The 21,410-nt window shown below is 49.8% G+C and carries 17 protein-coding genes; 14 read left to right on the top strand and 3 right to left on the bottom strand.

The annotated features are described in order from the left end of the window. Positions 1 to 12 precede the first annotated feature (12 nt). The 12 genes from ESZ91_RS01560 (at position 13) to ESZ91_RS01505 (ending at position 16,973) form a co-directional block, all read left to right on the top strand. Positions 13 to 3,048, top strand: coding sequence for an HAD-IA family hydrolase (locus tag ESZ91_RS01560; protein ID WP_129223433.1), 3,036 nt, complete (start codon positions 13 to 15; stop codon positions 3,046 to 3,048). Then, positions 3,048 to 4,643: a LicD family protein gene (locus tag ESZ91_RS01555; protein ID WP_129223430.1), complete on the top strand. Its 1,596-nt coding sequence runs from the start codon at positions 3,048 to 3,050 to the stop codon at positions 4,641 to 4,643. The genes ESZ91_RS01560 and ESZ91_RS01555 overlap by 1 nt, the downstream gene beginning before the upstream one ends. Before the next feature lie 49 nt (positions 4,644 to 4,692). Beyond that, positions 4,693 to 7,620, top strand: a complete 2,928-nt coding sequence (locus ESZ91_RS01550) for a glycosyltransferase (RefSeq protein WP_129223428.1) — start codon at positions 4,693 to 4,695, stop codon at positions 7,618 to 7,620. 11 nt (positions 7,621 to 7,631) lie between these two features. After that, positions 7,632 to 8,873: a tyrosine-protein phosphatase gene (locus tag ESZ91_RS01545; RefSeq protein WP_129223426.1), complete on the top strand. Its 1,242-nt coding sequence runs from the start codon at positions 7,632 to 7,634 to the stop codon at positions 8,871 to 8,873. A gap of 148 nt (positions 8,874 to 9,021) precedes the next feature. Beyond that, positions 9,022 to 9,567, top strand: coding sequence for a stage V sporulation T C-terminal domain-containing protein (locus ESZ91_RS01540; RefSeq protein WP_129223424.1), 546 nt, complete (start codon positions 9,022 to 9,024; stop codon positions 9,565 to 9,567). 30 nt (positions 9,568 to 9,597) lie between these two features. Continuing rightward, positions 9,598 to 11,139 (top strand): putative polysaccharide biosynthesis protein, encoded by a 1,542-nt coding sequence (locus ESZ91_RS01535; protein ID WP_129223422.1) that lies wholly within the window; start codon positions 9,598 to 9,600, stop codon positions 11,137 to 11,139. After that, the gene (mazG, locus tag ESZ91_RS01530; RefSeq protein WP_129223420.1) at positions 11,111 to 12,535 is read left to right on the top strand and encodes a nucleoside triphosphate pyrophosphohydrolase; all 1,425 of its coding nucleotides are present in this window, start codon (positions 11,111 to 11,113) and stop codon (positions 12,533 to 12,535) included. The genes ESZ91_RS01535 and mazG overlap by 29 nt, the downstream gene beginning before the upstream one ends. Beyond that, positions 12,516 to 13,457 (top strand): tRNA dihydrouridine synthase, encoded by a 942-nt coding sequence (locus ESZ91_RS01525; protein WP_129223418.1) that lies wholly within the window; start codon positions 12,516 to 12,518, stop codon positions 13,455 to 13,457. Before mazG ends, ESZ91_RS01525 begins: the two co-directional genes overlap by 20 nt. A gap of 84 nt (positions 13,458 to 13,541) precedes the next feature. Beyond that, entirely contained in the window at positions 13,542 to 14,486 is a 945-nt protein-coding gene (locus tag ESZ91_RS01520) for a heparan-alpha-glucosaminide N-acetyltransferase domain-containing protein (protein WP_161971000.1), read from the top strand. A gap of 9 nt (positions 14,487 to 14,495) precedes the next feature. Then, positions 14,496 to 16,103, top strand: a complete 1,608-nt coding sequence (locus tag ESZ91_RS01515; protein WP_129223414.1) for a class I adenylate-forming enzyme family protein — start codon at positions 14,496 to 14,498, stop codon at positions 16,101 to 16,103. Between the two features lie 120 nt (positions 16,104 to 16,223). Beyond that, positions 16,224 to 16,595 carry a zinc-ribbon domain-containing protein gene (locus tag ESZ91_RS01510; RefSeq protein WP_129223412.1) on the top strand — a complete coding sequence of 124 codons (372 nt, stop codon included), beginning with the start codon at positions 16,224 to 16,226 and terminating at the stop codon, positions 16,593 to 16,595. A 27-nt stretch (positions 16,596 to 16,622) separates the two neighbouring features. After that, positions 16,623 to 16,973 carry a zinc ribbon domain-containing protein gene (locus tag ESZ91_RS01505; RefSeq protein WP_129223410.1) on the top strand — a complete coding sequence of 117 codons (351 nt, stop codon included), beginning with the start codon at positions 16,623 to 16,625 and terminating at the stop codon, positions 16,971 to 16,973. A 38-nt stretch (positions 16,974 to 17,011) separates the two neighbouring features. Here ESZ91_RS01505 and ESZ91_RS01500 read toward each other — a convergent pair whose 3' ends face one another. Genes ESZ91_RS01500 through ESZ91_RS01490 form a run of 3 tightly spaced genes read right to left on the bottom strand, consistent with a single transcriptional unit; the run spans position 17,012 to position 19,544 of the window. Continuing rightward, a complete protein-coding gene (locus ESZ91_RS01500) occupies positions 17,012 to 17,554 on the bottom strand; it encodes a DUF2284 domain-containing protein (RefSeq protein ID WP_129223408.1) in 543 nt (180 codons plus the stop codon). A 1-nt stretch (position 17,555) separates the two neighbouring features. Continuing rightward, a complete protein-coding gene (locus ESZ91_RS01495; RefSeq protein ID WP_129223405.1) occupies positions 17,556 to 18,200 on the bottom strand; it encodes a potassium channel family protein in 645 nt (214 codons plus the stop codon). A gap of 18 nt (positions 18,201 to 18,218) precedes the next feature. After that, positions 18,219 to 19,544 (bottom strand): TrkH family potassium uptake protein, encoded by a 1,326-nt coding sequence (locus tag ESZ91_RS01490; RefSeq protein WP_129223402.1) that lies wholly within the window; start codon positions 19,542 to 19,544, stop codon positions 18,219 to 18,221. A 136-nt stretch (positions 19,545 to 19,680) separates the two neighbouring features. Here ESZ91_RS01490 and ESZ91_RS01485 point away from each other — a divergent pair, with 136 nt between their 5' ends. Further along, on the top strand, positions 19,681 to 20,355 hold the full coding sequence (locus ESZ91_RS01485) for a carbon-nitrogen hydrolase family protein (protein WP_129223400.1): 675 nt from the start codon (positions 19,681 to 19,683) through the stop codon (positions 20,353 to 20,355). A 71-nt stretch (positions 20,356 to 20,426) separates the two neighbouring features. Next, complete coding sequence (locus ESZ91_RS01480; RefSeq protein WP_161970999.1) at positions 20,427 to 21,149, top strand: CBS domain-containing protein; 723 nt, start codon at positions 20,427 to 20,429, stop codon at positions 21,147 to 21,149. The last annotated feature ends 261 nt before the right edge of the window (positions 21,150 to 21,410 follow it).

Below are 21,410 nucleotides of genomic sequence, written 5' to 3'. Positions count from 1 at the left end.
TGAGAGGAAACTATGGAGCGGAATAAGTTGTTATCGGTAATTATTCCCGTGTATAATACGGAAAAATGGTTGAAAAGGTGTCTTGACAGCATACTTGCCCAAAGTTATCGGAATCTGGAAGTGATCTGCGTGAATGATGCCAGTCCCGATGGTTGTTCCGCTATACTCGAGAAATACGCCGCGGGTGACAGTCGGATCAAAATAATAAATCATGAGAAAAATCGGGGGCTGTTTGCTGCCCGGATGACGGGTATCAAACAAGCGAAAGGGGCGTATATCGCTTTTGTCGACAGCGACGACTTTATTTCCTGCGATTGGTTTTATCCTTTGATCCGTAAAGCGGTCAACGAAAACGCGGATATGGTATTGGGGAATACGGTCAATATCGACGAAAGCGGTCAAATGACGTATTATAACAATTACCGCAGATTCAACAGCGATAAACAATCTGTTATTGCTCCCGAATTGTTACGAGTTTTTTTCAAACAACACGGAGAGTGCTTTATCTGGCATACTGTCTGGAATAAAGTTTATTCGAAAAAAATGATCGAACGCTGTCTGCCTTATTTGGAAAAGATGAGCGAACCGCTGATCATGGGGGAGGATATCGCTTTTTCATCGGTATTTTACGCGTTTTCCGATAAACTGGCTTTCTGCGATAATGATTGTTATTTTTATTACAGGCATAGCGAAGCATCTACGAGCGTACGATTGCCCCGCGAAAAAATCATTAAAAATCTCGAAGATATTATTCGGGTTTTCGATTTTGTAGAAAATTTTCTCAAAGAGATCGAGGAGTATCGGCTGTTTGAAGAAGATTTTGCCGCTTTTAAAGAACAATATCGCATAATATGGTCCGGGAATATTGCTGCGGCGGGTTTGCAGAATGACGGTTCCGTAAAAAATTTGTTCGCGAAAGGTTTCGGTAGCGGTTCTTATCGAATGCCTTCCGCCCACAGTTTTTATTTTTATGAAATCTCGACTGCCTGGGATGATCGGCTGGAACAGATGAAACAGCATATTTTAACGTCGCGCGCGGAATATATCAGTTTCGATATTTTCGATACGCTGATCGTCCGTCCGTTATGGTCTCCTGACGATTTATTACGTTTTGTTGCCGAAGAATGTGCTGAGAATTTCTGTATCCCCGAAAATTTTCGTGAGATGCGGCGAATTGCCGAAGAAGATTGCAGGAAAATACATAAGGCTGCCGATCGTAATTGCGAGGATGTGACTCTGGCGGAAATTTACGATTATTTGACCGAAACCTTCAAAATCGAAACAGAATTGGCGAGCAGGCTGATGGCTAAGGAAAACGAATTGGAGATCAAATTCAGTTCGGCGCGCCGCTGCGGGGCGGAACTTTACGATTTGGCGTTGCGTGCAGGTAAAAAGGTCGTATTCATTTCCGATATGTATTTGAGCGAAGAAGTGGTAGCCGCCGTCCTCAACAAGAACGGATATCAAGTTTATGAACGGATCTTTGTCTCTTCCGAATACAAAAAGCTGAAGGCGACGGGAGCTTTATTTAAATCGGTGCTGAATTCCTTGCATATTTCCCCGAATAATATCGTACATATCGGAGATAATAAAAATTCGGATATCGAAAAAGCAAACGCGAACGGAATCGAAGCATTATGGATTCCCAAAGCGATCGACGTATTCACGAATAAATTTTCCGATTTTTATACGGGAGATTCATTTAAAGAAATTTATTGCGGCAACAATCAAAAAATAGACAGCAAGGGAGTCATCGAACAATTGCCTCTCCGTTGTATGTTTTCCGTTGTTGCCAACCATATGTTTGATAATCCCTTTCGTCCGTTCAATTCCCGTACGCTCTACAATGCGGACGCCTATTATATAGGATATATGGCGCTCGGAATGCATATCTTCGGCCTTGCAAAGTGGATCTATGATAAAGCGCTGGCTGAAAGATATGAAACAGTTCATTTCCTGGCAAGGGACGGATACGTCGTAAAACAGGCCTTTGATATCATTGCCGCGGCAATGGAAAAAAAGAATGGTATTCGCATAAACAGTTCATATTTTTATGCTACCAGAGAAGCCTTATATCCGTTTATGATCCGCAGCCGCGAGGATGTTTTTAAACTTGTAGGCATTACGGATTATAAATGTCATACGCCCGCGGAAATCTTAAACTGGTTTCGTAAAATTTGCAAAGAAATTTCGGTGGAAGACGTTTCGGAGTATCGCAAGCACGGAATCGATTTGGACCGACCTTTCGAAACAATCAATGACTTTATCGGTTTTTTGAGCGCCATGTCGGAAATTTCGCTCGATCTGAACAAGGCGGGCGCTTATCAAAACGACATTTCAAAAAAAATGCAAACGATTTTCGCGGGAAACTGCGCTACCTTTGACATCGGATACAGCGGAAGATTGCAATCGATTCTGTCCGAACTGGCGCAAAAACCCATCGATGTGTTTTACGTGCACGGCAATGGTTACGAAACGACGGCGCTCGCGGAAAAAAACGGGTTTAAAGTCCATTGCTTTTATGATTTTTCCCCGACTGTCTCCGCGATTTTACGTGAAACTTTCATATCGGATTCATCGCCTTCATGTATCGGATATTCTTTGAAAGATAATTCGCTGTCCTTTGAATTCGATGAAATGAAAGACGCGTATTCCGAGACGTATGCTATCCGCGAAATGCATAGAGGCGCGGTGAACTTTTGTAAGGATCTTACGGCTCTGTATGCCGATTATCTGCATTTATTTACGTGCCGTCCGCAGGATATCTCCGCGGCGTTTGAAAATTTTATTCTGAACGCCACTCCTTTGGATTGCCAGACGTTTAATAGTACTTGTATAACAGATAAAATGTACAGCGGGTATGTAAAGAAAAGTTTCCTCGAAACTTTGTTCTGGACGAGAGATAATATTGCATCCGACAGGATCGTATATATCGACAGAACGTTTCGGGCGAAATCGAAACTCGGTCGCGCCCTGTTTTATTTTTTGTTTGATAATAAAACTTTCCGGAAAAAAATCAAAGCGCGACTGAAACATCAGGATAAGTGATGGAAAATTTATATAGAGGACTCATCGATTTGGAAGAGTATTCGATTTCGATCGACGACGTCGTGAAATTATATGTATATACGGACATATTGAAAATCGCCAGAATCCCCATACATTGTCAAAGGCATTTTGAAATCAATAATAAATTGGTGCGCGAATATGTTTTTCGCTTTCAAGAGCAGGAAATCGTAAAAAACAGCCGATGGGTAGACCCGAAAGATTTTGATGAAGACGGGTTGATGATCCTGGGGAACATGCCGTCCTTGCAAAAAGTTTCCGACAGCCGAATAGAAATCGCGCTCGCGGACAGCAATGATAATCAGATCTTTTTCCTGATGAACGATTCGCTGCTGTACGATTGTTCGCTTTTCGACGATGAACTTTGCAAAAACCTCGTGATTTTTATGCTTACGGTCAAGACCGCGATTGAATCGCGCGTGCTTTTTTGCGCCTTTTATACTAAAGACGTTCAAACGAAAGAAAAATTACGGGTAGTAACCGACACGGTGGAATTTGGCGACGCAAACTTAAATTTGTATTTTCAAAGCATCAATGTTTTTCAATACAGGATTTTACAATCGTCCGACTATGCCAAACATTTTTTTAAAAACAAACAAATCTTAAAAGGTTACATCGCGTCTCTTGCCGATTATCCAGTAACTACGCACGGTTTGGATATCATCAATCGGCGCGCGATCGATCTTTTCAACGAATTGTTTCAAGGGAACGAAAACGCAACGCTCGAAGACCGTAAATTCTTTTTTAGGGGAGTTGATAAGGCGACCGGACCCGTTGCATATACACAGCGGGGAAGCGACTTTTTATTGACGAAACTGAAAAAACTTTGTCAGCGATTGCATATCGACTATTGGCTGTATTACGGGACGCTGTTGGGGGCAAAACGGCATAACGCTTTTATTCCCTGGGACGACGACATCGATATCGGCGTCATGCGTGAAGACCTGCATAAAATAATCAGGTATTTGCAAAACGACGGCAATTTCAGTATAGATATATTGTACAATACGGAATGGGGGGATCGGGTCTATAAATTCCGCTTTAAAAACAGCGATCTGCCCGCCTATGTGGATATATTCCCCTTTGATTATTGTCAGGGAGATAGTTCGGTTATCTGGGAATCTTTCAAGGGTTTAAAGCACGACTTGGTTACCGATTTCAGAAAATTGCAGGAGGAACTGGGTTGCGGCTATCATGTCTGTTTTAAAATTCCCGAAAACCATTTGGTTAAAATCAATAATTTGTTCGACAAATACCGTAAAATCGCTTATAAAAAAATTCATCTGAGCGAAAAAAAGACCGATAAAATCGTTTACGGTTTTGACAACGTCTTTTTATTCGACTGGCAGCAAGTCTTTTCGTTGAGCGAAATAACTCCGTTTTCGCTGGAAAATTTCAACGGAACGGAGCATCCTGTTTTTTGCAACGCCGAAGAAGTTCTTATTCGAAATTACGTTGCGCCATATACATTGCCGAACGATATCGTATCGCACAGGCATACCGCGAGAATGTCAGCTGAAACGCAACAAAAAATGTCCGAATTGATGTCGGCTTTGCAAAATTACGAGTTCGTATAGTACATGAAACAAATGGGGATAAATGAAATCAAGCGGTAAGGAGATGTAAATGTCTTGGGTAAAAAAAGTTTGTGTGATCGTGAAATGTCGCCGCTCGGTCAAGGATATAAAAATGACTTTGAAAAGTCTGTTTGCGCAGTTCGATCAGAATTTTCAAGTCATATGTCTTGTCGATCAAAAATATAAAACTGCAAAGAGGTTTTTACAAAAAGCGGCGGCGAAAACAAATCGAATCGAAATACTTTCGATCACCACCTCGCTAAATATCGGAAAAAGGCTGACTGAGGTCTGCGGGAAGGCGAAAGGAGAATATTGTTTATTTGTCAACAGCGGGGATACCGTAACGCAAAATTGGATAGGCGGATTGGTCGATCAGGCTTTGCGAACCGATTCGGATTTGGTTTTCGGGGACTTAAGGCAATTCCGTAAAGGCAAAAGCGCATCGTATTACAATCTGGATCCCGTGCGCGTTCAAGATATCGATTGCGATGGCAATGCCTTGCTCGACGAGTTTATGAAATTGCACGGTTTATGTTCTTCGTATCATTCTTTTTGGAATAAACTGATCCGCCTTGATTTATGGGAACTTTGCCGAAAGGATTTTGATTTCGAATCGGAATATGCTTGGAAAAAATGCGCCGCGTCCGATTTGGCTTTTTCCGTTTCGCTGTTTTGTAACGCCAAACACGCAGCAAATTTACATGGACAGTATTATTACGAGAATGTGCGGCAAGGGAAGAAAGACCATGACTTCGGTCAGACTTTCGGCATTGTGCGCGAAATTTTAAACAGGCATCGCCTTTTAGACCGATACAGTGAGGACGTATCGCTGATGTTGGGAAATTGCGTTTCGGCGGAAGAATCCGATTCAGCGGTTGGCTGGTTTCGTTCGATCCAGACGCAGGAAAAATCGGGCGACGACGCTTATAAAAATCTGTTGCGGAAAATTTATTCCGGACAATATAAGATCATAAGTTTCAATATATTCGATACTCTCGTCGTCCGTCCATTTGTTCCGCCTTCGGATATCTTTACATTGTTGAACGTCCCTTTTCAACGTATGTTTGAATTGAATTCGTTTGCCGATTTTTCCGAACAGCGGAGATCTGCCGAAGAGTTTTGCCGTATATCTTACGGTAAAACCAAATTCGTTAATTTAAACGATATTTATGATGCTCTGGCGCGTAATTACGGTTACGACAGGGAAAAATTACAAACGATTCAAGCGCTCGAACTGGAAAACGAGATCAGCTTCGGCTATCCGAGGAAATTTCTCGTCGAATTGTTCGAACTGGCCAAAAAAACAGGTAAAAAGATCGTGCTTGCAAGCGAATCTTATCTTCCCCGCGAATGTATCGAAAAAATATTGCGTCGATGCGGTATTTCGGGATACGACCGCCTATTCCTTTCGCATGAACTCGATCCGGACGCGTTCCCCGATAAATTTGCCGCGATACTGGATTTTTATAAAAGCAGCGGTATTCGGGCAAATCAGATCCTACATATCGGCGACGACGCCTGTTTTGATATCGAATTATCGGAAAAGGCGGGAATTTCTTCGTTTCATTGCCCGTCTACCATTGAACTGTTTCAAGGGAGAAATCCTTCCGTGTATACGGGGAACTCTTTTGCGAAAATTTATAAAACCGCCGACCGTTATACGGATATGGAGCAAGTATATCGCGGCTGTACGGGACTGCGTTGCGTCAATGCGGTCATTGCAAATAAACTATTCGACAATCCGTTTCAAAGTTTTCATGAGCACAGCGATCTGAACGGAGATCCGCGCCTGATCGGATATTACTTGTTGGGAACGCATATTTTCGCCGTTGCAAGGTGGCTGATCGGTAAAGTGCGCAATAAGGGTATCCGAAAAGTACATTTTGCCGCGCGGGACGGGTATTTGATACAAAAGGCATACGATATTTTAGCGCAGGACGCGGACGGCGTTCCCGAAAGCAATTATATTCGCGTTTCCAGAAAGGCATTCGCGATTGCAGATATAAAAAATGTAAGCGATATGCAATCGCTTGCCGAAAAAACGAATATCGGCAAGCAGTCTCCGGATTCTATATTTGCGATGTTTCAACCTGTTTTGACGGATAACTCCCGAAAAAAATATGAAAACTTTCGTTGCTCGAACAAAAATTTCTGTCAGACTGCTTTCGGAAATCGGGAGACGTTCGCGCGCTATATCGTAAAGTTTTACGACGAATACTTGTCCGACGCCGACTTTGATTCCTATCATACGCTGCTTTCGCAATATTTTCAAAATATTATTGCGGAACAAGACGTCATTTTCGATATCGGCTATTCGGGGCGGATAGAATCGGCCCTTCAACAATTATTGGGGTTTCAGATCAAATCTTATTATATCCATACGAATAATGATTCCGTTTACCGAAGGCAGGCGTTCACCCCCTTTGAAAACGAAACTTTCTATCATTATAAACCCAATGTAACGGGCGTGATTCGCGAGCATTTTTTGTCGGAGATGTGTCCCTCGACTGTCGGCTATATGGAAAAAAGCGGCGGCTTGCAGTTGATAGACGAGGAGTATCATATCGATGAGATCACTTGGTTTGCTACGAAGACCATGCAGGAAAGCGCATTGGAATTCGTTTCCGATTTAAAAAATATATTCGGAACGTCGGTTTTGGAATTATATTGCAGGAACGAGGATCTATCCAAACCGTTTGAATATTATCTGCATTATTCACGTGATTTTGACAGACGGATGTTTGCAAAGTTGGAATGTGAGGACGACTTGGGCGAGGGACACAGCCTCGGCGGGTTAAAGATCTGGAACGATACGCTCGAAAAGATATATCAGAGCGGCGGACATGAGATAGACAACGGGAACGGTGTTCCCAAAGAGATCCGCAATACGCCTCGGTGGAAACGCGCTCTGTATTTTTTCATTTTCGAGCCGAAAGTTTTTTGGGAAAAATTGAAGAACAACATCGGTAAAAAATAACGAGGGAATCGATGAAAAATAAAATATTTTCTTTGCTCCTGACCTTGTTTTTATTTTGGGGGGCGGTCGGTTGTTCTGCGGGAACAGCGGCAACCGAGGAAAAAGGGAACGAGAATAAAAATCCCGAAGATATTGAAGAGGCTGTCGCGGATATAAGGTTGGAAACGATATTTAACGGCAGCGAGATCGATCTGTGCGCTCCGGAACTGCGGACGTTTTTAGACGAGCAGGACGAAATCAAACAATGTTCTTTTTTATTGGAACATGAAGGAAAAAATTACGATTATCAGGAGCCCGAATTTTTTTGGTCAGGAGAAAAAGATGAAAGTTTTGCAGTTTATTTTTCAGAAACGAGAGACTTTTCGGACGCACGTGAAATCATAACCGACAGGAATTATTTTCGGGCGGATATCCTGCAACCGAACAAAACGTATTATTGGAAAGTGCGGGGAATGGACAGCGGATTAAGTTCCGAGATCGATTGTTTCGATACGAAAGACGCGCCGTCCCGCATTTTATCCGTCGACGGACTGAAAAACGTGCGCGATGCGGGCGGATGGCGTACCGATTCGGGTAAATCCGTCCGATACGGCATGATTTATCGCGGAAGTCAGATGAACGGCTATAATCAAGGCGCGCGGCTGACGGAAAGGGGACGCGATACGATGATCCGCGATTTAAAAATAAAATCCGAAGTCGATCTGCGAAGACCCGACCGCGATGACGGAGGACAAACCGAGTGCGCCATCGATGGATCGTATCCCTATTTAAAAGCACCGTTTCATCCTTATACCTGTATATTCCCGCAATTTAAAACCAGTGAGAGAGGATATGATCTTCGTGTTCCGCAATCATTTCAACAAATATTCGAATTTTTGGCAGACCGGAAAAATTATCCCGTCTATCTGCATTGCAATGCGGGCGCAGACAGAACGGGTACGATCTTATTCCTGCTGAACGGTTTGCTCGGGGTATCGTATGAAGATCTGACAAAGGATTTCGAGATTACGTCTTTTTCCGTCATGGGCAAACGATGGCGCGCCGATTTGAACGGGAACATTCCCGTAGAAGAGGGTGTGATGCAGGACGACGAACATAATTATGTCGCATGGGAGAAAATGTACGGGATGATGATGCAATATTATCAGACTGAAAGCGGCAAATTATCCGACGCAATATCGGAATATCTTGTGCAAGTGTGCAATGTGTCCGTAGAAACGCAAGAAGCCGTCAAAGATATTTTGCTGTCGTAAGAATTACAAGAAGCATAGAGGATTCTATGCTTCTTTTTTACTGTAAAAATTAAATCATAAAATTAGGATAAAAAGGGAATAAGCGGAAAAAAGTTACGCATACTTTGGTTATGATCGCTCGGGTTTCGAGCGGTAAGTGGAGGAAGAAATGAAAGCTACGGGAATAGTGAGAAGAATAGACGAATTGGGCAGGGTGGTCATCCCCAAAGAGATCCGCCGCACTCTTCGTATCCGCGAGGGAGACCCGCTCGAAATATTTACGGACAGGGATGAGCTGATGCTCAAAAAATACTCTCCCATCGCCACGCTGGAACGGTTTTCCGAAGGTTCGGCAAAATCGCTCAACGATCTGAGCGGGTATCTCGCCGTGATCTGCGACACCGACGAGGTGTTGTACGCGTCGGGCGAGGGCAGAAAGGAGATCAACCGCAAACCCCTCTCAGCCGCGATCGAAAAGATCCTGAAAGACAGGCGCAGTTATCTCGCCAACGCGAGCGAGGGCGGCGACGTCGTCCCTTTGACGAGCGGCGAAGACGTGCCCCTCACGGCGCAGGTCATCGTGCCGATCGTGTCGGGCGGCGACTGTCTCGGCGCGGTGGCGCTTTTATCGTCCGAAGAGGGCGCGAAAATCGAAAGCGGCGCGGTCAAACTCTGCCAACTCACCGCCAACATTCTGGCAAATCAGTTCGATTGAACGAAGGCGCCGCGTTTCGGTGCCTTACATATGAACGGACAAAGTTTTTTAAAGGGAGCGATCATCATATCCGTAGGCGGCTTTATCGCCAAACTTTTAGGCGCGATCTATCGCATCCCGCTCACGAATGTGCTCGGCGGGGAGGGAATGGGCATCTATCAGATGGTCTATCCGCTCTATTGCCTTTTACTGACGGTGTCCGCCACGGGCATCCCTTCGGGCTTGGCCCGCGAAATTTCGCACGCCCGTGCGCGGGGAGACGAATCCCGCGTGCGCGGCGTTTTTTTACGCTCGCTCGCTCTGTTTTCCGCGCTCGGGCTCATCGGCTTTGCCGCGATGCTCGTCCTCGCCCCGATCATGAGCCGCGTGCAAAGCGAACCGACCGCGCAGGCTTCCTACGTGATGCTCGCGCCCAGCGTATTTTTCGTTTCCGTCATCTCCTGTTTCCGCGGATACTATCAGGGCAAAAGCAACTTTACGCCCACCGCCGTTTCGGAAATTTTGGAACAGGCGGTCAAAGTGGGGCTCGGGCTCTACTTTGCCTACCGCTACCGCGGCGACGTGCAGACGGCGGTTTCTTATACCCTGTTCGCCGTGACTTTGAGCGAGATCGCGGCGCTTCTTTTTATGATCGCCTATCATTTTATCGCGGTAAAGCAGCCGCATAAGCCGCTTTACCGTCCGATCTCTTCCGACGTGAAAAATACGGCTCTTCTGAAAGTGACCGTGCCCGTCACGATCGCGGCGTCCATTTTGCCCCTTTCGAATATTTTGGATAGTATTCTCATCGTCCGTATGCTCTCCCGCTATGCGAATAACGCCACGTCGCTCTACGGCATTTATGCGGGCGGCGCGAACACTGTAATCAATCTCCCCGTTTCCGTCTGTTACGGCCTTGCGGCGGCAATCATTCCCACGATCGCCGCCATGTACGCCGTCGGCAACGTACAGGGCGCGGAAAAACGCGCGGCGTTCGCGCTCAAATGCACCTTTTTTATCTCGGTGCCGAGCGCCGCGTTTCTTTTGGTGTACGCGGAACCTACGGCGCACTTTATCTTCCGTTCCATCGGCGGCGCGGAAGGGGAGGCGATGGTGCGGCTCATCCGTTATATGGCGGTCTCGGCTATCTTTTTATCGTGCGTGCAGACGCTCGCCGCCTGTCTGACGGGTAAGGGAAAGCCGAAAATTTCCGCGATCGCCATGGGCATCGCGGTCGCCGTCAAACTCGGGCTGGAATTCTGGCTCCTTCGCTACGAAAAAATTTCCATTCTCGGCGCGGCGATTTCGTCGGGGGCGTGTTATTTGGTTGCGCTCTCCATCGATTTGTACTATATTATAAGGGATAAGAAAAATTTAGGCAAAGTTTTACTCGATTTTATCCGCATCGCTTGCATTTCGGCCGCCGCCGTGGGCGCGGCGTTCCCGCTTCGGCATATGGGCGCGCTGCCTATTCTGGGCGTCTGCGCGGGCGTTTATCTCGCGCTTACGATTTTGACGGGCGTTTTCTCGCGGGACGAATTGAGTATCTTTCAAAGGAGAAAACATGGTAAGTATCGTCGGTCTGGGAATTGACCCCTCCGATCTGACGGAGGGTGCGAAGCAAGAACTTCTGAGTGGTAAAAAAATCATCGTCAGGGCGGAGCGCTTCGCCGCCGCCGTGCGCGCGCTCGGCGTTTCGTTCGAAACGCTCGACTGCGTATACGAAAGTTCGCGCAATTTCGATTCTCTCCATAAAAATCTCGCCGCGCGCGTTCTCGGCGCGGCAAAGGAACGCGACGTCGTCTACTGCGTGCCCGGCAGCGTGGAAGAGGATATTTCCGCGCAGATCGTCCTAAAAAAGAGCCGCGGCGCAGCGGTGTTCGACAGCGTTTCCAAAAGCGCGGACGCCTTCCGCCGCGCGAAGATATTTTCCTGCAACCGCGCGGCATATTCGGCGTACGATCTTGAAAAGTACATACGCGCCGTTTTGCCGCTCTGCGTGTACGATATCGACTGCGACCTCGTCGCGGGCGACGTGAAACTGAAACTTTGCGATATGCTCGGGGACGAAACGCCTTGCTTTTTCGTGAAAAACGGAAAAGTGAAAAAAATTAAATTGTACGAACTGGACAGGCAAAAAGAATACGACGAGACAACCGCGCTCGTGGTGGACGATACGCCGCTGCTTAAAAAAAAGCGCTTTGATTTTTACGATCTGTGCGAGGTGATGCGCCGTCTGCGCGCGCCGGGCGGCTGTCCGTGGGACCGCGCCCAAACGCACGAGAGCATCCGCAAGAATATGGTGGAAGAGGCGTACGAACTGGTGGACGCCATCGACAGCAAGGACGACGGCAAGATCGTCGAAGAGGCGGGCGACGTCTTGATGCAGGCGGTCTTTCACGCGCAACTCGGCGAGGACAGGGGCGCGTTCGACTGCGCGGACGTCACGAGCGGCGTGTGCGAAAAACTCATTTTCCGCCATTCGCATATTTTCGGGGGCGACAACGCGAAGAACGCGGACGACGCGCTCTCGGTGTGGGAGCGCAACAAGCGCGCCGAAAAGGGGCAAAAGACGACGGGCGACAGCGTGGCGGACGTACCCGCGGGCTTTCCCGCGCTGCTGCGCGCCCAGAAAGTGGGCAAGCGCGCATCGAAAGCGGGCTACGATTTCAAAGATATCGAAGAGGCCGCCGAAAAAATCGGCGAAGAACTTTCAGAACTCCTGCAGGCGGTGAAAGAGGGCGACGCCGCACATATTTCCGAGGAGACGGGCGATTTGCTGTTTTCCGCGGTCAACGTGGGGCGGCTCGCGGGCGCGGACTGCGAAGAAAGCCTGCACGAGAGCACGAAAAAATTCGTCGCGCGGTTTTTAAAGACGGAGAGCCTCATTTTACAGGACGGAAAAGAGATGCAAAACCTCGCGCCCGAGGAACTTTGGGCGTATTACGAGCGGGCAAAGGAACAAATCGATGCAGATCCGTCCCGTTAAAATAGGTGATATCACCGTACCGAACAATCTGTTTGCGGCGCCTTTGGCGGGGTATACGGATTTCGCGTTCCGAAAACTTTGCTATCGTTTCGGCGCGGGACTGTGCTTTACCGAAATGGTGAGCGCCAAGGGGCTGAAATACAACAATGAGGGGACGCGCGCGCTCCTTTATAAGGCGCCCGAAGAAAAAAACACGGCGGCGCAACTGTTCGGCAGCGATCCCGAGATCCTGCGCGCGGCGTGCGAGAGCGAGACGCTCGCGCCGTTTGAGATCATCGACCTGAACATGGGTTGTCCCGTTCCGAAAATTTATAAAAACGGCGAAGGGAGCGCGCTTTTAAACGATCTGCCGCGCGCCGAGAAAATCATTTCCGCCTGTAAAAAGAGCGGGAAAACGATCACCGTAAAATTCCGTATCGGCGTGGACGAAAAGCATATCGTCGGCACGGAATTCGCGAAAATGTGCGAGGCGGCGGGCGCGGACCTCGTTACCGTGCACGGCCGCACGCGCGACAAATATTACGCGGGCGAGCCGGACTTTGCCGAGATCGCGCGCGTAAAGCAAAGCGTGCGTATTCCCGTGATCGCCAACGGCGGCGTTTTTTGCAGGGCGGACGCCGAGCGCATGATCGAAAAAACGGGCGCGGACGGGGTGATGCTCGCACGCGCGATCCTGTACGATCCGCATGTCTTTGCCGAGATCCGCGGCGAGAGCGAAACGTGGGATATCCGCGCCGCCATTCTACAACAGATCGAAGATATGCTGCCCGTCTGCGGCGAAAAATTTACGGTGGTGCAGATGCGCAAAATGGCTTCTTTTTACATAAAGGGGCGTCGGAACTGCGCGCAGTATAAAAACCGCTTATTCGCCGCGGACAACCTTTCCGCTCTCCGCGCGCTAATAGATGAAATTTTCGCATAGTGCGCTTCGCCAAACTTTTCACAGAGTTGTTGACAAAAACGGGGAAATCATGTACACTGAACGCATATGTTTTTAGAGGGCGCTGTGCGCGACAACCGAATAAAAGCGGATGATTTCGGGGCGGGGATCGCGCGCTTTACGAAAAAGCGCAAAGAGCGGTTCTGGGAACTGGATTTTTTGCGCGGACTTTGCGTCGTTTTGATGGTGTTCGATCACTTCATGTTCAATATGATGGACGTTCTGCCCGTCGTGAATGAATTTTTCGGAACCACGCTGGGGCGCGAACTGTCCAAATATGCCCTCGTTTATTGGAAGGGCGATTTCCGCAACACCGTGCGTTTTTTCGTCATCTGTACGTTTTTCGTTCTGTGCGGCATCAGTTGCACGCTGTCCAAAAGCAATTTCAAGCGCGGATTTCTGCTCGCGTTGTGCGCGCTCGGCATCACGGGCGTGACGGGCGTGATCGAAAGTTATTACGAAGGATTTATCGTGAGATTCGGCGTTCTGCACATGCTCGCCGCCGCCGTTCTCATGTATGCGGTCGTCGATCTGCTCGCGCGGCTGGCGCTTTTGCCCGTGAAAGGGGCAAAAGCGAAAAAGATAGCCGAGACTGCGCTCGGCTATCTCCCTGCCTTAACGGGATTCGTACTGCTTTGCGTCTATCTCACCTGCTACGGAACGTTTTCATGCAAAGAGGGGTATCCGTTTTTCTATTCGACGGTGATGCCCTCGTCGGATAAAAATCAATCGGCGGTTTGGGCGATCTTCGTTTACGTCAAGCATTATCAATTCGATTCGGCGGATTATTTCCCGATCTTGCCCTGGGCCACGATGGTCTTGCTCGGCAGCGCGATTGGCCGCGCTGTCTATCACACTCCCGCAAAATACGCTTTCCGCCCGCTGGACGGAAGTTGGAACAACGGCGTCTGTTTTTTGGGACGCCACACCGCGATCATTTACCTTTCCCATATGGTCGTGATCCCCGTTATCACCATCCTTGCGGTGGCACTCTATTCTCTGTTCGTTTGAGGTGGCATTTTGTTTGAACGCGAAATTACTCCCGCGCTTTCCATGTACCAGGCGGCGCGCCTGAATCTGTCGGGCAGTACCATCCGCACGGCGATCTCCTTTTACGGGAACCGCATTTCTTTCGATCAAGTATTCGTACTCATCGATGCGCTTGCGGAAAGTTTTTCCGCGCGTTTTCATATCGGAAAAGGGGATACGATCACGCTTTGCATGCCCAATTCTCCCTCCGCGCTGCTCGCCTTTTACGCGGCGAACAAATTGGGCGCGGCGGTCAATCTTGTGCATCCCTACATCCCGCCCGAAAAATTGTCGGAGAGCGCCAAAAAGACGGACAGCAAACTCATCGTCGTATACGATGCCTATCCCCATGCGGGCGAGGAAAAACCCGCTTTCGGCGTGCCCGTTCTTGAAAGCGACTGCGGTTGGTTCATGGGTGCGGCGGCAAGGGCGTATTACCGCATGACCAATAAAAAACTCGGCTGGGGCGAAAAACTGGAAAAACTGCTGAAAAAGAAGCGGGGCCCTTCGCTCCCTTCGGTCAACTTCGCGCAAGCCGAGCCGGCAGTCTATCTCGCGAGCGGCGGCACCACGGGCGAGCCGAAGATCATCGTCCACAACAATTATACGTTCAATCTTCTGTGTTCCAAGGCGCAGGAGTTTTTGAGCGAACCGCTGGAAAATTACGTTTCGCTCTACAACGTTCTGCCCATTTTTCACGGGTTCGGACTATGCATCAATATGCATATGTGCATGATCATGCGCAGGACGAACATCATGTGTATCAAGTTCGACGCGAAGCGCTGCGCGCGGCAGATCCAAAAGGAGCGGGCGAACATTCTGACGGGCGTTCCCACCATGTATTTGAAATTGATGGGAGAAAAAACTTTCACGGGCGGCGACCTTTCTTCCATTAAGGACGTGTTCGTCGGCGGCGACAGCGCGCCGCGCGCGCTCATCGAAAAGTTTGACGAAGTCTTAAAACGCGGCAACAGCAACGCGCATATGTACGAGGGGTACGGGCTGACGGAAACGGTGACTGTTTGTCTCGTCAACACGCGCGAGCATAACCGCCCCGGCTCGATCGGCTATCCGCTTTCCGACACGCGCGTATGTATCGTGAAGAATGGCAAAAAACTGCCCGCGGGCGAGGTGGGGGAAATTTATATCCGCACGCCGCTGTTTATGCAGGGATACTTGGGGAACGGCGAACAGCCTTTCGAGCGCCTTGAAGGCGAGACCTGGCTGAAAACGGGAGATTACGGATATCTGGACGAGGACGGTTTTCTCTATTTCAAACAGCGCATCAAGAACATGATCAAGGTGAGCGGCGTGCCCGTGTATCCCTCGGAGATCGAGAGCGTGGCGCTTTTATGCCCGAAAGTGAAAAAGGCGTGCGCCGTGGGCGTTTCGGACACGGTGAAGGGGCAGGTCGTAAAACTTTACGTCGAAAGCGCGGACGGGGATTCGCTGAAAGAAGAGTTGCTTTCGCTGTGCCGTGCGAAACTCATCGCCTACGCGGTGCCGAAATTCATCGAGGTGCGCGATCGCCTGCCCGTCAATCTGATCGGCAAGATCGACAGAAAATCTTTGGAAGAGGAAAATCCGAAAAATACTTGACACAACGCGCATCCTATTGTAAAATGAAATAAACAACGAAATATGTCGAACAAAAACGGGTACCCGTTTTTGTTTTCCCGTCGGGAAAACAAAAAATCGGTTCACGGAAAAAGGAGCGTCATGTTCTGTAAATATTGCGGAAAACAAATCGACGACGAAGGGGGCAGTTTCTGCCCGTACTGCGGTAAACATTTGCTGGAAAATTGCCCGCCCGCCGGCAGTCCGGCGCAACCGCCGCCTTATCCCGCGCCCCGTTACAATCTGCAGGATCTGCCGAACGGGGGCTGGACGGTGCTGGGATTCTTTTTCCCGCTCGTGGGATTTATCCTCTACCTCGTATGGCAGACGACTTTTCCGATCCGTTCGAAACTGTGCGGCAAGGGCGCGCTCATCGGCGTCATTGCGGAAGTTGTTCTCGTCGTACTGTACATAATCGTTATTTTCGTGATAATAGCGGCTGCCTCGGCATCTTATCGGTACGGTCAGCCGTAATATAATTTAATCGGGAGGATATAAAAAATGTTTTGTAAAAAATGCGGAAAAGAGATCGGCGACAACGAGACCTACTGCACCTACTGCGGCGCGCCGCAGAACGACGTCCCGCCTCAGCAGGCGCCGCCCGCGTATTCCGCGAATGCGCCGGTAGACGGCAGCAGTTTCGGATGGGCGTTTTTAGGATTTTTAATCCCGCTTGTCGGTCTGATCCTGTTCCTGGTGTGGAAGGACACCCTGCCCCTCCGCTCCAAATCGTGCGGCAAAGGCGCGCTCGTCGGCGTGATCCTGTACGTAATTTTCATCATCATCTCCGTCGCCATAGGCGCCTGCGCGGCGGCGAGCGCGTACGACTATTACGCGGCCGTATTGCTTTAACGAAAAAAGAGCCTTTCGCAAAGCGCGAAAGGCTCTTTTTATTTCAACAGATAGCAACTCGTAAAGGCGATGGTCTGTTTACCGTAGTTGTAGGGGAGGGAAGACAACTCGCATACGCGGCTGACCCACAGCCCGTAGGCTTCCATGGAAGAATACGAATCTTCGGGAAAGCGGCAGGGCGCGTCGGGATATGTACACTGTTTGCAGCGCGCGCAGGTGCCCGCGCCCATGGCGAGAATATCGTCGTATTTTCCTTTCAGTATACGCATCATGGAAATAAAACTCGCCGCGTGTTTTTTGGAAGTTTCTTCGATGGTTTCGAAATCGAAATCGTCCTCCATCTTGCCGACCGTCTGCACCAGCATGCCGAAAGAATACTTTTTGGCGCGCTCTGTCGCCTCCTCGATGCTGCCGCACGCAGGCGGACAGCGCCAGTTGCGTCCGTAGGCGCTGCACTTGTCCGCGCGGCACATATCGCGCACTTCGGGCATAAAGACCACGGCTTTGAGGTTGAGTTCGCCCGCCGCGGTAAAACCTTCCCGCAAAGCGAGTTTTTTCAGTTCTTCTGCGTCGTATCGCATATCAATGTACCATTTTGTCGATGTCTGCGCGCTTGCACATGACGATGAGACGCTCCGATGCGTTGAACACGTAATCCGCGGAAGGCAGGGGCGTTAAGTTGCTGCCGCGCTTGATCGCGAGGATATTGAGGTTGTATTTCGCGCGCACGCCCTTGTCGCGGATGGTTTTGCCCGCCCAACTTTTGGGCGTGGGGATCTCGAAGATCGCATATTCGGGCGTGAGTTGAATGTAGTCGAAAATGTTGTTCGCGCTGTACTTGACCGCCAGACGCTCCGCCATTTCCTTTTCGGCGTATACCACGTTGTCCGCGCCGTTTTTGAGCAGGAATTTTGCCTGTATTTCCGTGCAGGCGCGGCTCAGAACGTATTTTGCGCCCAATTCCTTTAACAGCGACGTCGTTTCCAGAGAGGATTGAAAATTTTCGCCCACGGACACGACGCAAAGGTCGAAGTTATCCACGCCGATGGATTCGAGAACGCTTTCTTTCGTCGCGTCGCCGATCTGCGCGGTGGTGACGAAGGGGAGGATCTCATTGACTTTCTCTTCGTCGGTGTCCAGCGCCATGACGTGGTTGCCGAGCGCCGTGAATTTTTTTGCCATATAGGTGCCGAATCTGCCCAGCCCTATAATCAGAACGGATTTCATAAAACCTCCAGAATTTTATCAGCCGATGCGTACCGCTTCGTGCGGCAATTCCGCCGTGGGCGCGCTCACGTCTTTGAACATGAGCATAAACGTCAAACAACCCACGCGGCCGAGATACATTAAAAGCGCCAGGATCATCTGCGAAGCCACGTGCAGATCGGGCGTGATGCCGAGGGAAAGTCCCACGGTGCCGATCGCGGAAAATACTTCGAATATCACGTCGGTAAAGCCCGCCCAGCCGTCGATGAGCATAATGGCGAGCACGCCCGTCGCCGCAATGCAGAGAAACAGCGTGATAAAGCGGGAAGCGTGGCGGCAACTGTCCTCGTCCAGCCTTCTGCCGAAACATTGCACCGACTTTTTACGCTTGACGAGCGAAAACATGGACAAGATCAGCGTCGCGAACGTCGTCGTCTTGATTCCGCCCGCGGTGGAGCCCGAGGAGCCGCCGATGAACATCAAAAGGATCGTGATGGCGATGGTGCTGCCTCGCAGCGACGTGAGCGGCAGCGTATTGAATCCCGCCGTGCGCGGGCTTACGGCGAGAAACAGCGAGGTAAGCACTCGCTCGCCGCCCCAGGGCACGCTGTTTTCCGAACATAAGATAATAAGGAAAGGCACTACGATGAGAATTGCAGTAGTGGTCAAAACCAATTTCGTGTGCAGAGAATATTTTTTGAAATGCAGTTTGTTCTGGCATAGATCGCGCCAGACGAAAAAGCCGATGCCGCCGACGATAATGAGCGCGGAAACGGTCAAAGTGACGATGGGATCCGCCGAATATCGCGTGAGGGAGGAGAAAGGTTCGTTGATCCCCATCAGATCGAAGCCCGCATTGCAGAAAGCGGAGACGGAAGTGAATACGGAGATATAGATCCCCATGCCCCAGCCGTAATCGGGGATAAAACGGAACGAGAGCAGAAAGGCGCCCGCGCCCTCGAAGATGAGGGTGCCGATGAGGATCATCGACGAAAGCCCGACGAGCCCGCCTACGGTGGGGGCGTTGACCGATTCCTGCATGAACGTGCGCGCCTGAATGCCGATCTTCTTGCCGCCGATCTTCCAGATACCGAACACCAGCGTCATAAAGCCGATGCCGCCCGTCTGAATCAATAACAGAATGACGATCTGCCCGAACATCGTCCAATGTTCGAAAGTATCGTAGACAATGAGGCCCGTCACGCACGTCGCCGAAGTGGCGGTGAACAGCGCGTCCGAAAAGGAGGTGGACAGGCCGTCCTTCGTAGAAAAAGGCAGGACCAAGAGGACAGCGCCCAAAAAGATGATGCCGATATACACCAGCGCCAGCAGTCGGACGGGGGTCAAACGGATTTTCCGTTGCATATAAACTCCTTGTATCAACTATACGCCCTGTATTATACCACGATTATTTTTAAATTGCAAAAGAAAAGCGGGCGCGCGATTTTCTTTTTCACAAAAACCGTCGCCGTCCCGTATCATGAATAGGGCGGAGGTTTCTATGAAAATACATTTTGTGACCGAGGGAAGTCTCAACGGCTTTTGGGATAAAACGGAGGGTATCGATTGCGACGTGATCGTTTTCGGCTTCAACGGGCTGGAAAACGTCTATTACGAACGCGAATTGGACGGGGAAACGGGCAAACTGGAAGATCTGGCGATCATGAGCCGCGAACTTTCCGCGGTGGTTGTGAGCGGCTGTTATACATATTCGTGCAACCGCAAGCGCAAGAGCGCGGCGATCGCGGACAAGGGGCGCATTTTAGGCGTTTCCGATATGCTGTGCAATCTGGACGACGGCGAATTTACGAGCGGCGCGCATCTCCGCGTATACGAGACTTCCGCGGGTCGCATCGGGCTCGTCATCGGCGAGGACTTGTTTTTTCCCGAAGTCGTCAAGACTCTTTCCGACTGCGACGCGGATATCGCGATCTGCCTGTACGAGGAGAACGTGGACTTTTTGCCGCAGGTCCTGATGCGCGCGTTCGCCTTTTGCTACGGGCTGGATATCTGCCTGTGCGGCGCCGGGATCGCGCAGGTCGCCTCGACGGGCGGGGAACTTTCCCTCTCCTCCCCCGCGCCCGAATGCGACGCGGAGATCGACTGCAAGCGCGAATATCATCTTATAGGGCTCAGAAAGCGCGGATTGCGCCGCGAGATCAAGGACAGTTTCTGAAAAAACAACGCGAGCGGTTTGAAAAAACTGCAAAATGTGATATACTGAAAGAAAAGAACGAGGGGGAAGGTATGAACGATACGACCAACGCCAGGCGTTTTATCAACAGTTACAACAAGATCGACAGTAAAATGCGCGCCCTGTACAATTTCAAACCGTCGCAGTCCTTTTCGGACATGGTAAGGCGCAGCGCGCAGGAAAATTCCGTCATACGCAAATTCGAAGACGAACTGATGGACTATGCGCGCCTTCGGAACGCCATCGTGCACCAGAGCATGGACGGGGAGATCATCGCCGTACCCTGCGATTCGGTGGTGGAAAAAATAGAGTACATCGAAAAACTTTTGTATGCGCCGCCCACCATCGGCGAGACCATGCCCGACAAGCGCATCGTCAGCGTGGACGAACAGATGTCCGTCAAACAGGTGCTCCTTCTCGTCGCGCGCACCAATTATTCCAATCTGCCCGTCTACGGCGGCAAGGTGATGGCGGGCATCGTCAATAACCGCCGTCTCGTGCACGAGATCGGCAAGGTCATCGACAACGGACGGGATGTGGACGCCTTTCTTTCCGAAACGCCCGTGGGCGATATCCTGAAAGAGAGCGATCTTTTGACCTATTATAAATATCTCTCCAAGGCGGACAGCCTGCAAAAGGTTTTGGACGCGTTCGAGGAAAATAAAAAACTGTTGGCGGTCGTGGTGAGCGAGCACGGGATCAAAGGCGAGCGCATCGTCAACTTTATCACGGCGGCGGATCTGACGAACGTGCATAAAATTTTAGAAGAATACTGAGGGGATTTTTTCCGCGCGCAAAAATTTATGCAAGAGCGGCGTTTTCGCTTTACAAAACCGCGGAAAATTGATAAAATAAACCTCGGAATCGACAAAGGCGCTAAAAAAGGACAGTCCGTACCCGAAATATTTCCCAAAGAGAGCCGCGCACGGTGAAAAGCGGCGGAAAGAACGGGCGGCGGTATCACCTTATCAGTCGGCGGGCGAAATGCTGAAAAGTAGCCTTGCTCGCGGTTTTTCTCTCCGCGTTATCAAAAGAGG

The organism is Candidatus Borkfalkia ceftriaxoniphila (assembly GCF_004134775.1).
In the GTDB taxonomy this organism is placed as follows: Bacteria; Bacillota; Clostridia; order Christensenellales; family Borkfalkiaceae; genus Borkfalkia; species Borkfalkia ceftriaxoniphila.
Note: the sequence above shows the minus strand (reverse complement) of the source record. Positions and strands in the feature narration are given on the sequence as shown.

Excerpts from the sequence above, each read along its gene's own strand:
- ESZ91_RS01540 (WP_129223424.1), top strand. The coding sequence starts at position 9,022 with ATGAAAGCTACGGGAATAGTGAGAAGAATAGACGAATTGGGCAGGGTG.
- ESZ91_RS01490 (WP_129223402.1), bottom strand. The coding sequence starts at position 19,544 with ATGCAACGGAAAATCCGTTTGACCCCCGTCCGACTGCTGGCGCTGGTG.
- ESZ91_RS01480 (WP_161970999.1), top strand. The coding sequence starts at position 20,427 with ATGAACGATACGACCAACGCCAGGCGTTTTATCAACAGTTACAACAAG.
- ESZ91_RS01550 (WP_129223428.1), top strand. The coding sequence starts at position 4,693 with ATGTCTTGGGTAAAAAAAGTTTGTGTGATCGTGAAATGTCGCCGCTCG.
- mazG (WP_129223420.1), top strand. The coding sequence starts at position 11,111 with ATGGTAAGTATCGTCGGTCTGGGAATTGACCCCTCCGATCTGACGGAG.
- ESZ91_RS01500 (WP_129223408.1), bottom strand. The coding sequence starts at position 17,554 with ATGCGATACGACGCAGAAGAACTGAAAAAACTCGCTTTGCGGGAAGGT.
- ESZ91_RS01525 (WP_129223418.1), top strand. The coding sequence starts at position 12,516 with ATGCAGATCCGTCCCGTTAAAATAGGTGATATCACCGTACCGAACAAT.
- ESZ91_RS01495 (WP_129223405.1), bottom strand. The coding sequence starts at position 18,200 with ATGAAATCCGTTCTGATTATAGGGCTGGGCAGATTCGGCACCTATATG.
- ESZ91_RS01510 (WP_129223412.1), top strand. The coding sequence starts at position 16,224 with ATGTTCTGTAAATATTGCGGAAAACAAATCGACGACGAAGGGGGCAGT.
- ESZ91_RS01505 (WP_129223410.1), top strand. The coding sequence starts at position 16,623 with ATGTTTTGTAAAAAATGCGGAAAAGAGATCGGCGACAACGAGACCTAC.
- ESZ91_RS01535 (WP_129223422.1), top strand. The coding sequence starts at position 9,598 with ATGAACGGACAAAGTTTTTTAAAGGGAGCGATCATCATATCCGTAGGC.
- ESZ91_RS01555 (WP_129223430.1), top strand. The coding sequence starts at position 3,048 with ATGGAAAATTTATATAGAGGACTCATCGATTTGGAAGAGTATTCGATT.
- ESZ91_RS01545 (WP_129223426.1), top strand. The coding sequence starts at position 7,632 with ATGAAAAATAAAATATTTTCTTTGCTCCTGACCTTGTTTTTATTTTGG.
- ESZ91_RS01560 (WP_129223433.1), top strand. The coding sequence starts at position 13 with ATGGAGCGGAATAAGTTGTTATCGGTAATTATTCCCGTGTATAATACG.
- ESZ91_RS01485 (WP_129223400.1), top strand. The coding sequence starts at position 19,681 with ATGAAAATACATTTTGTGACCGAGGGAAGTCTCAACGGCTTTTGGGAT.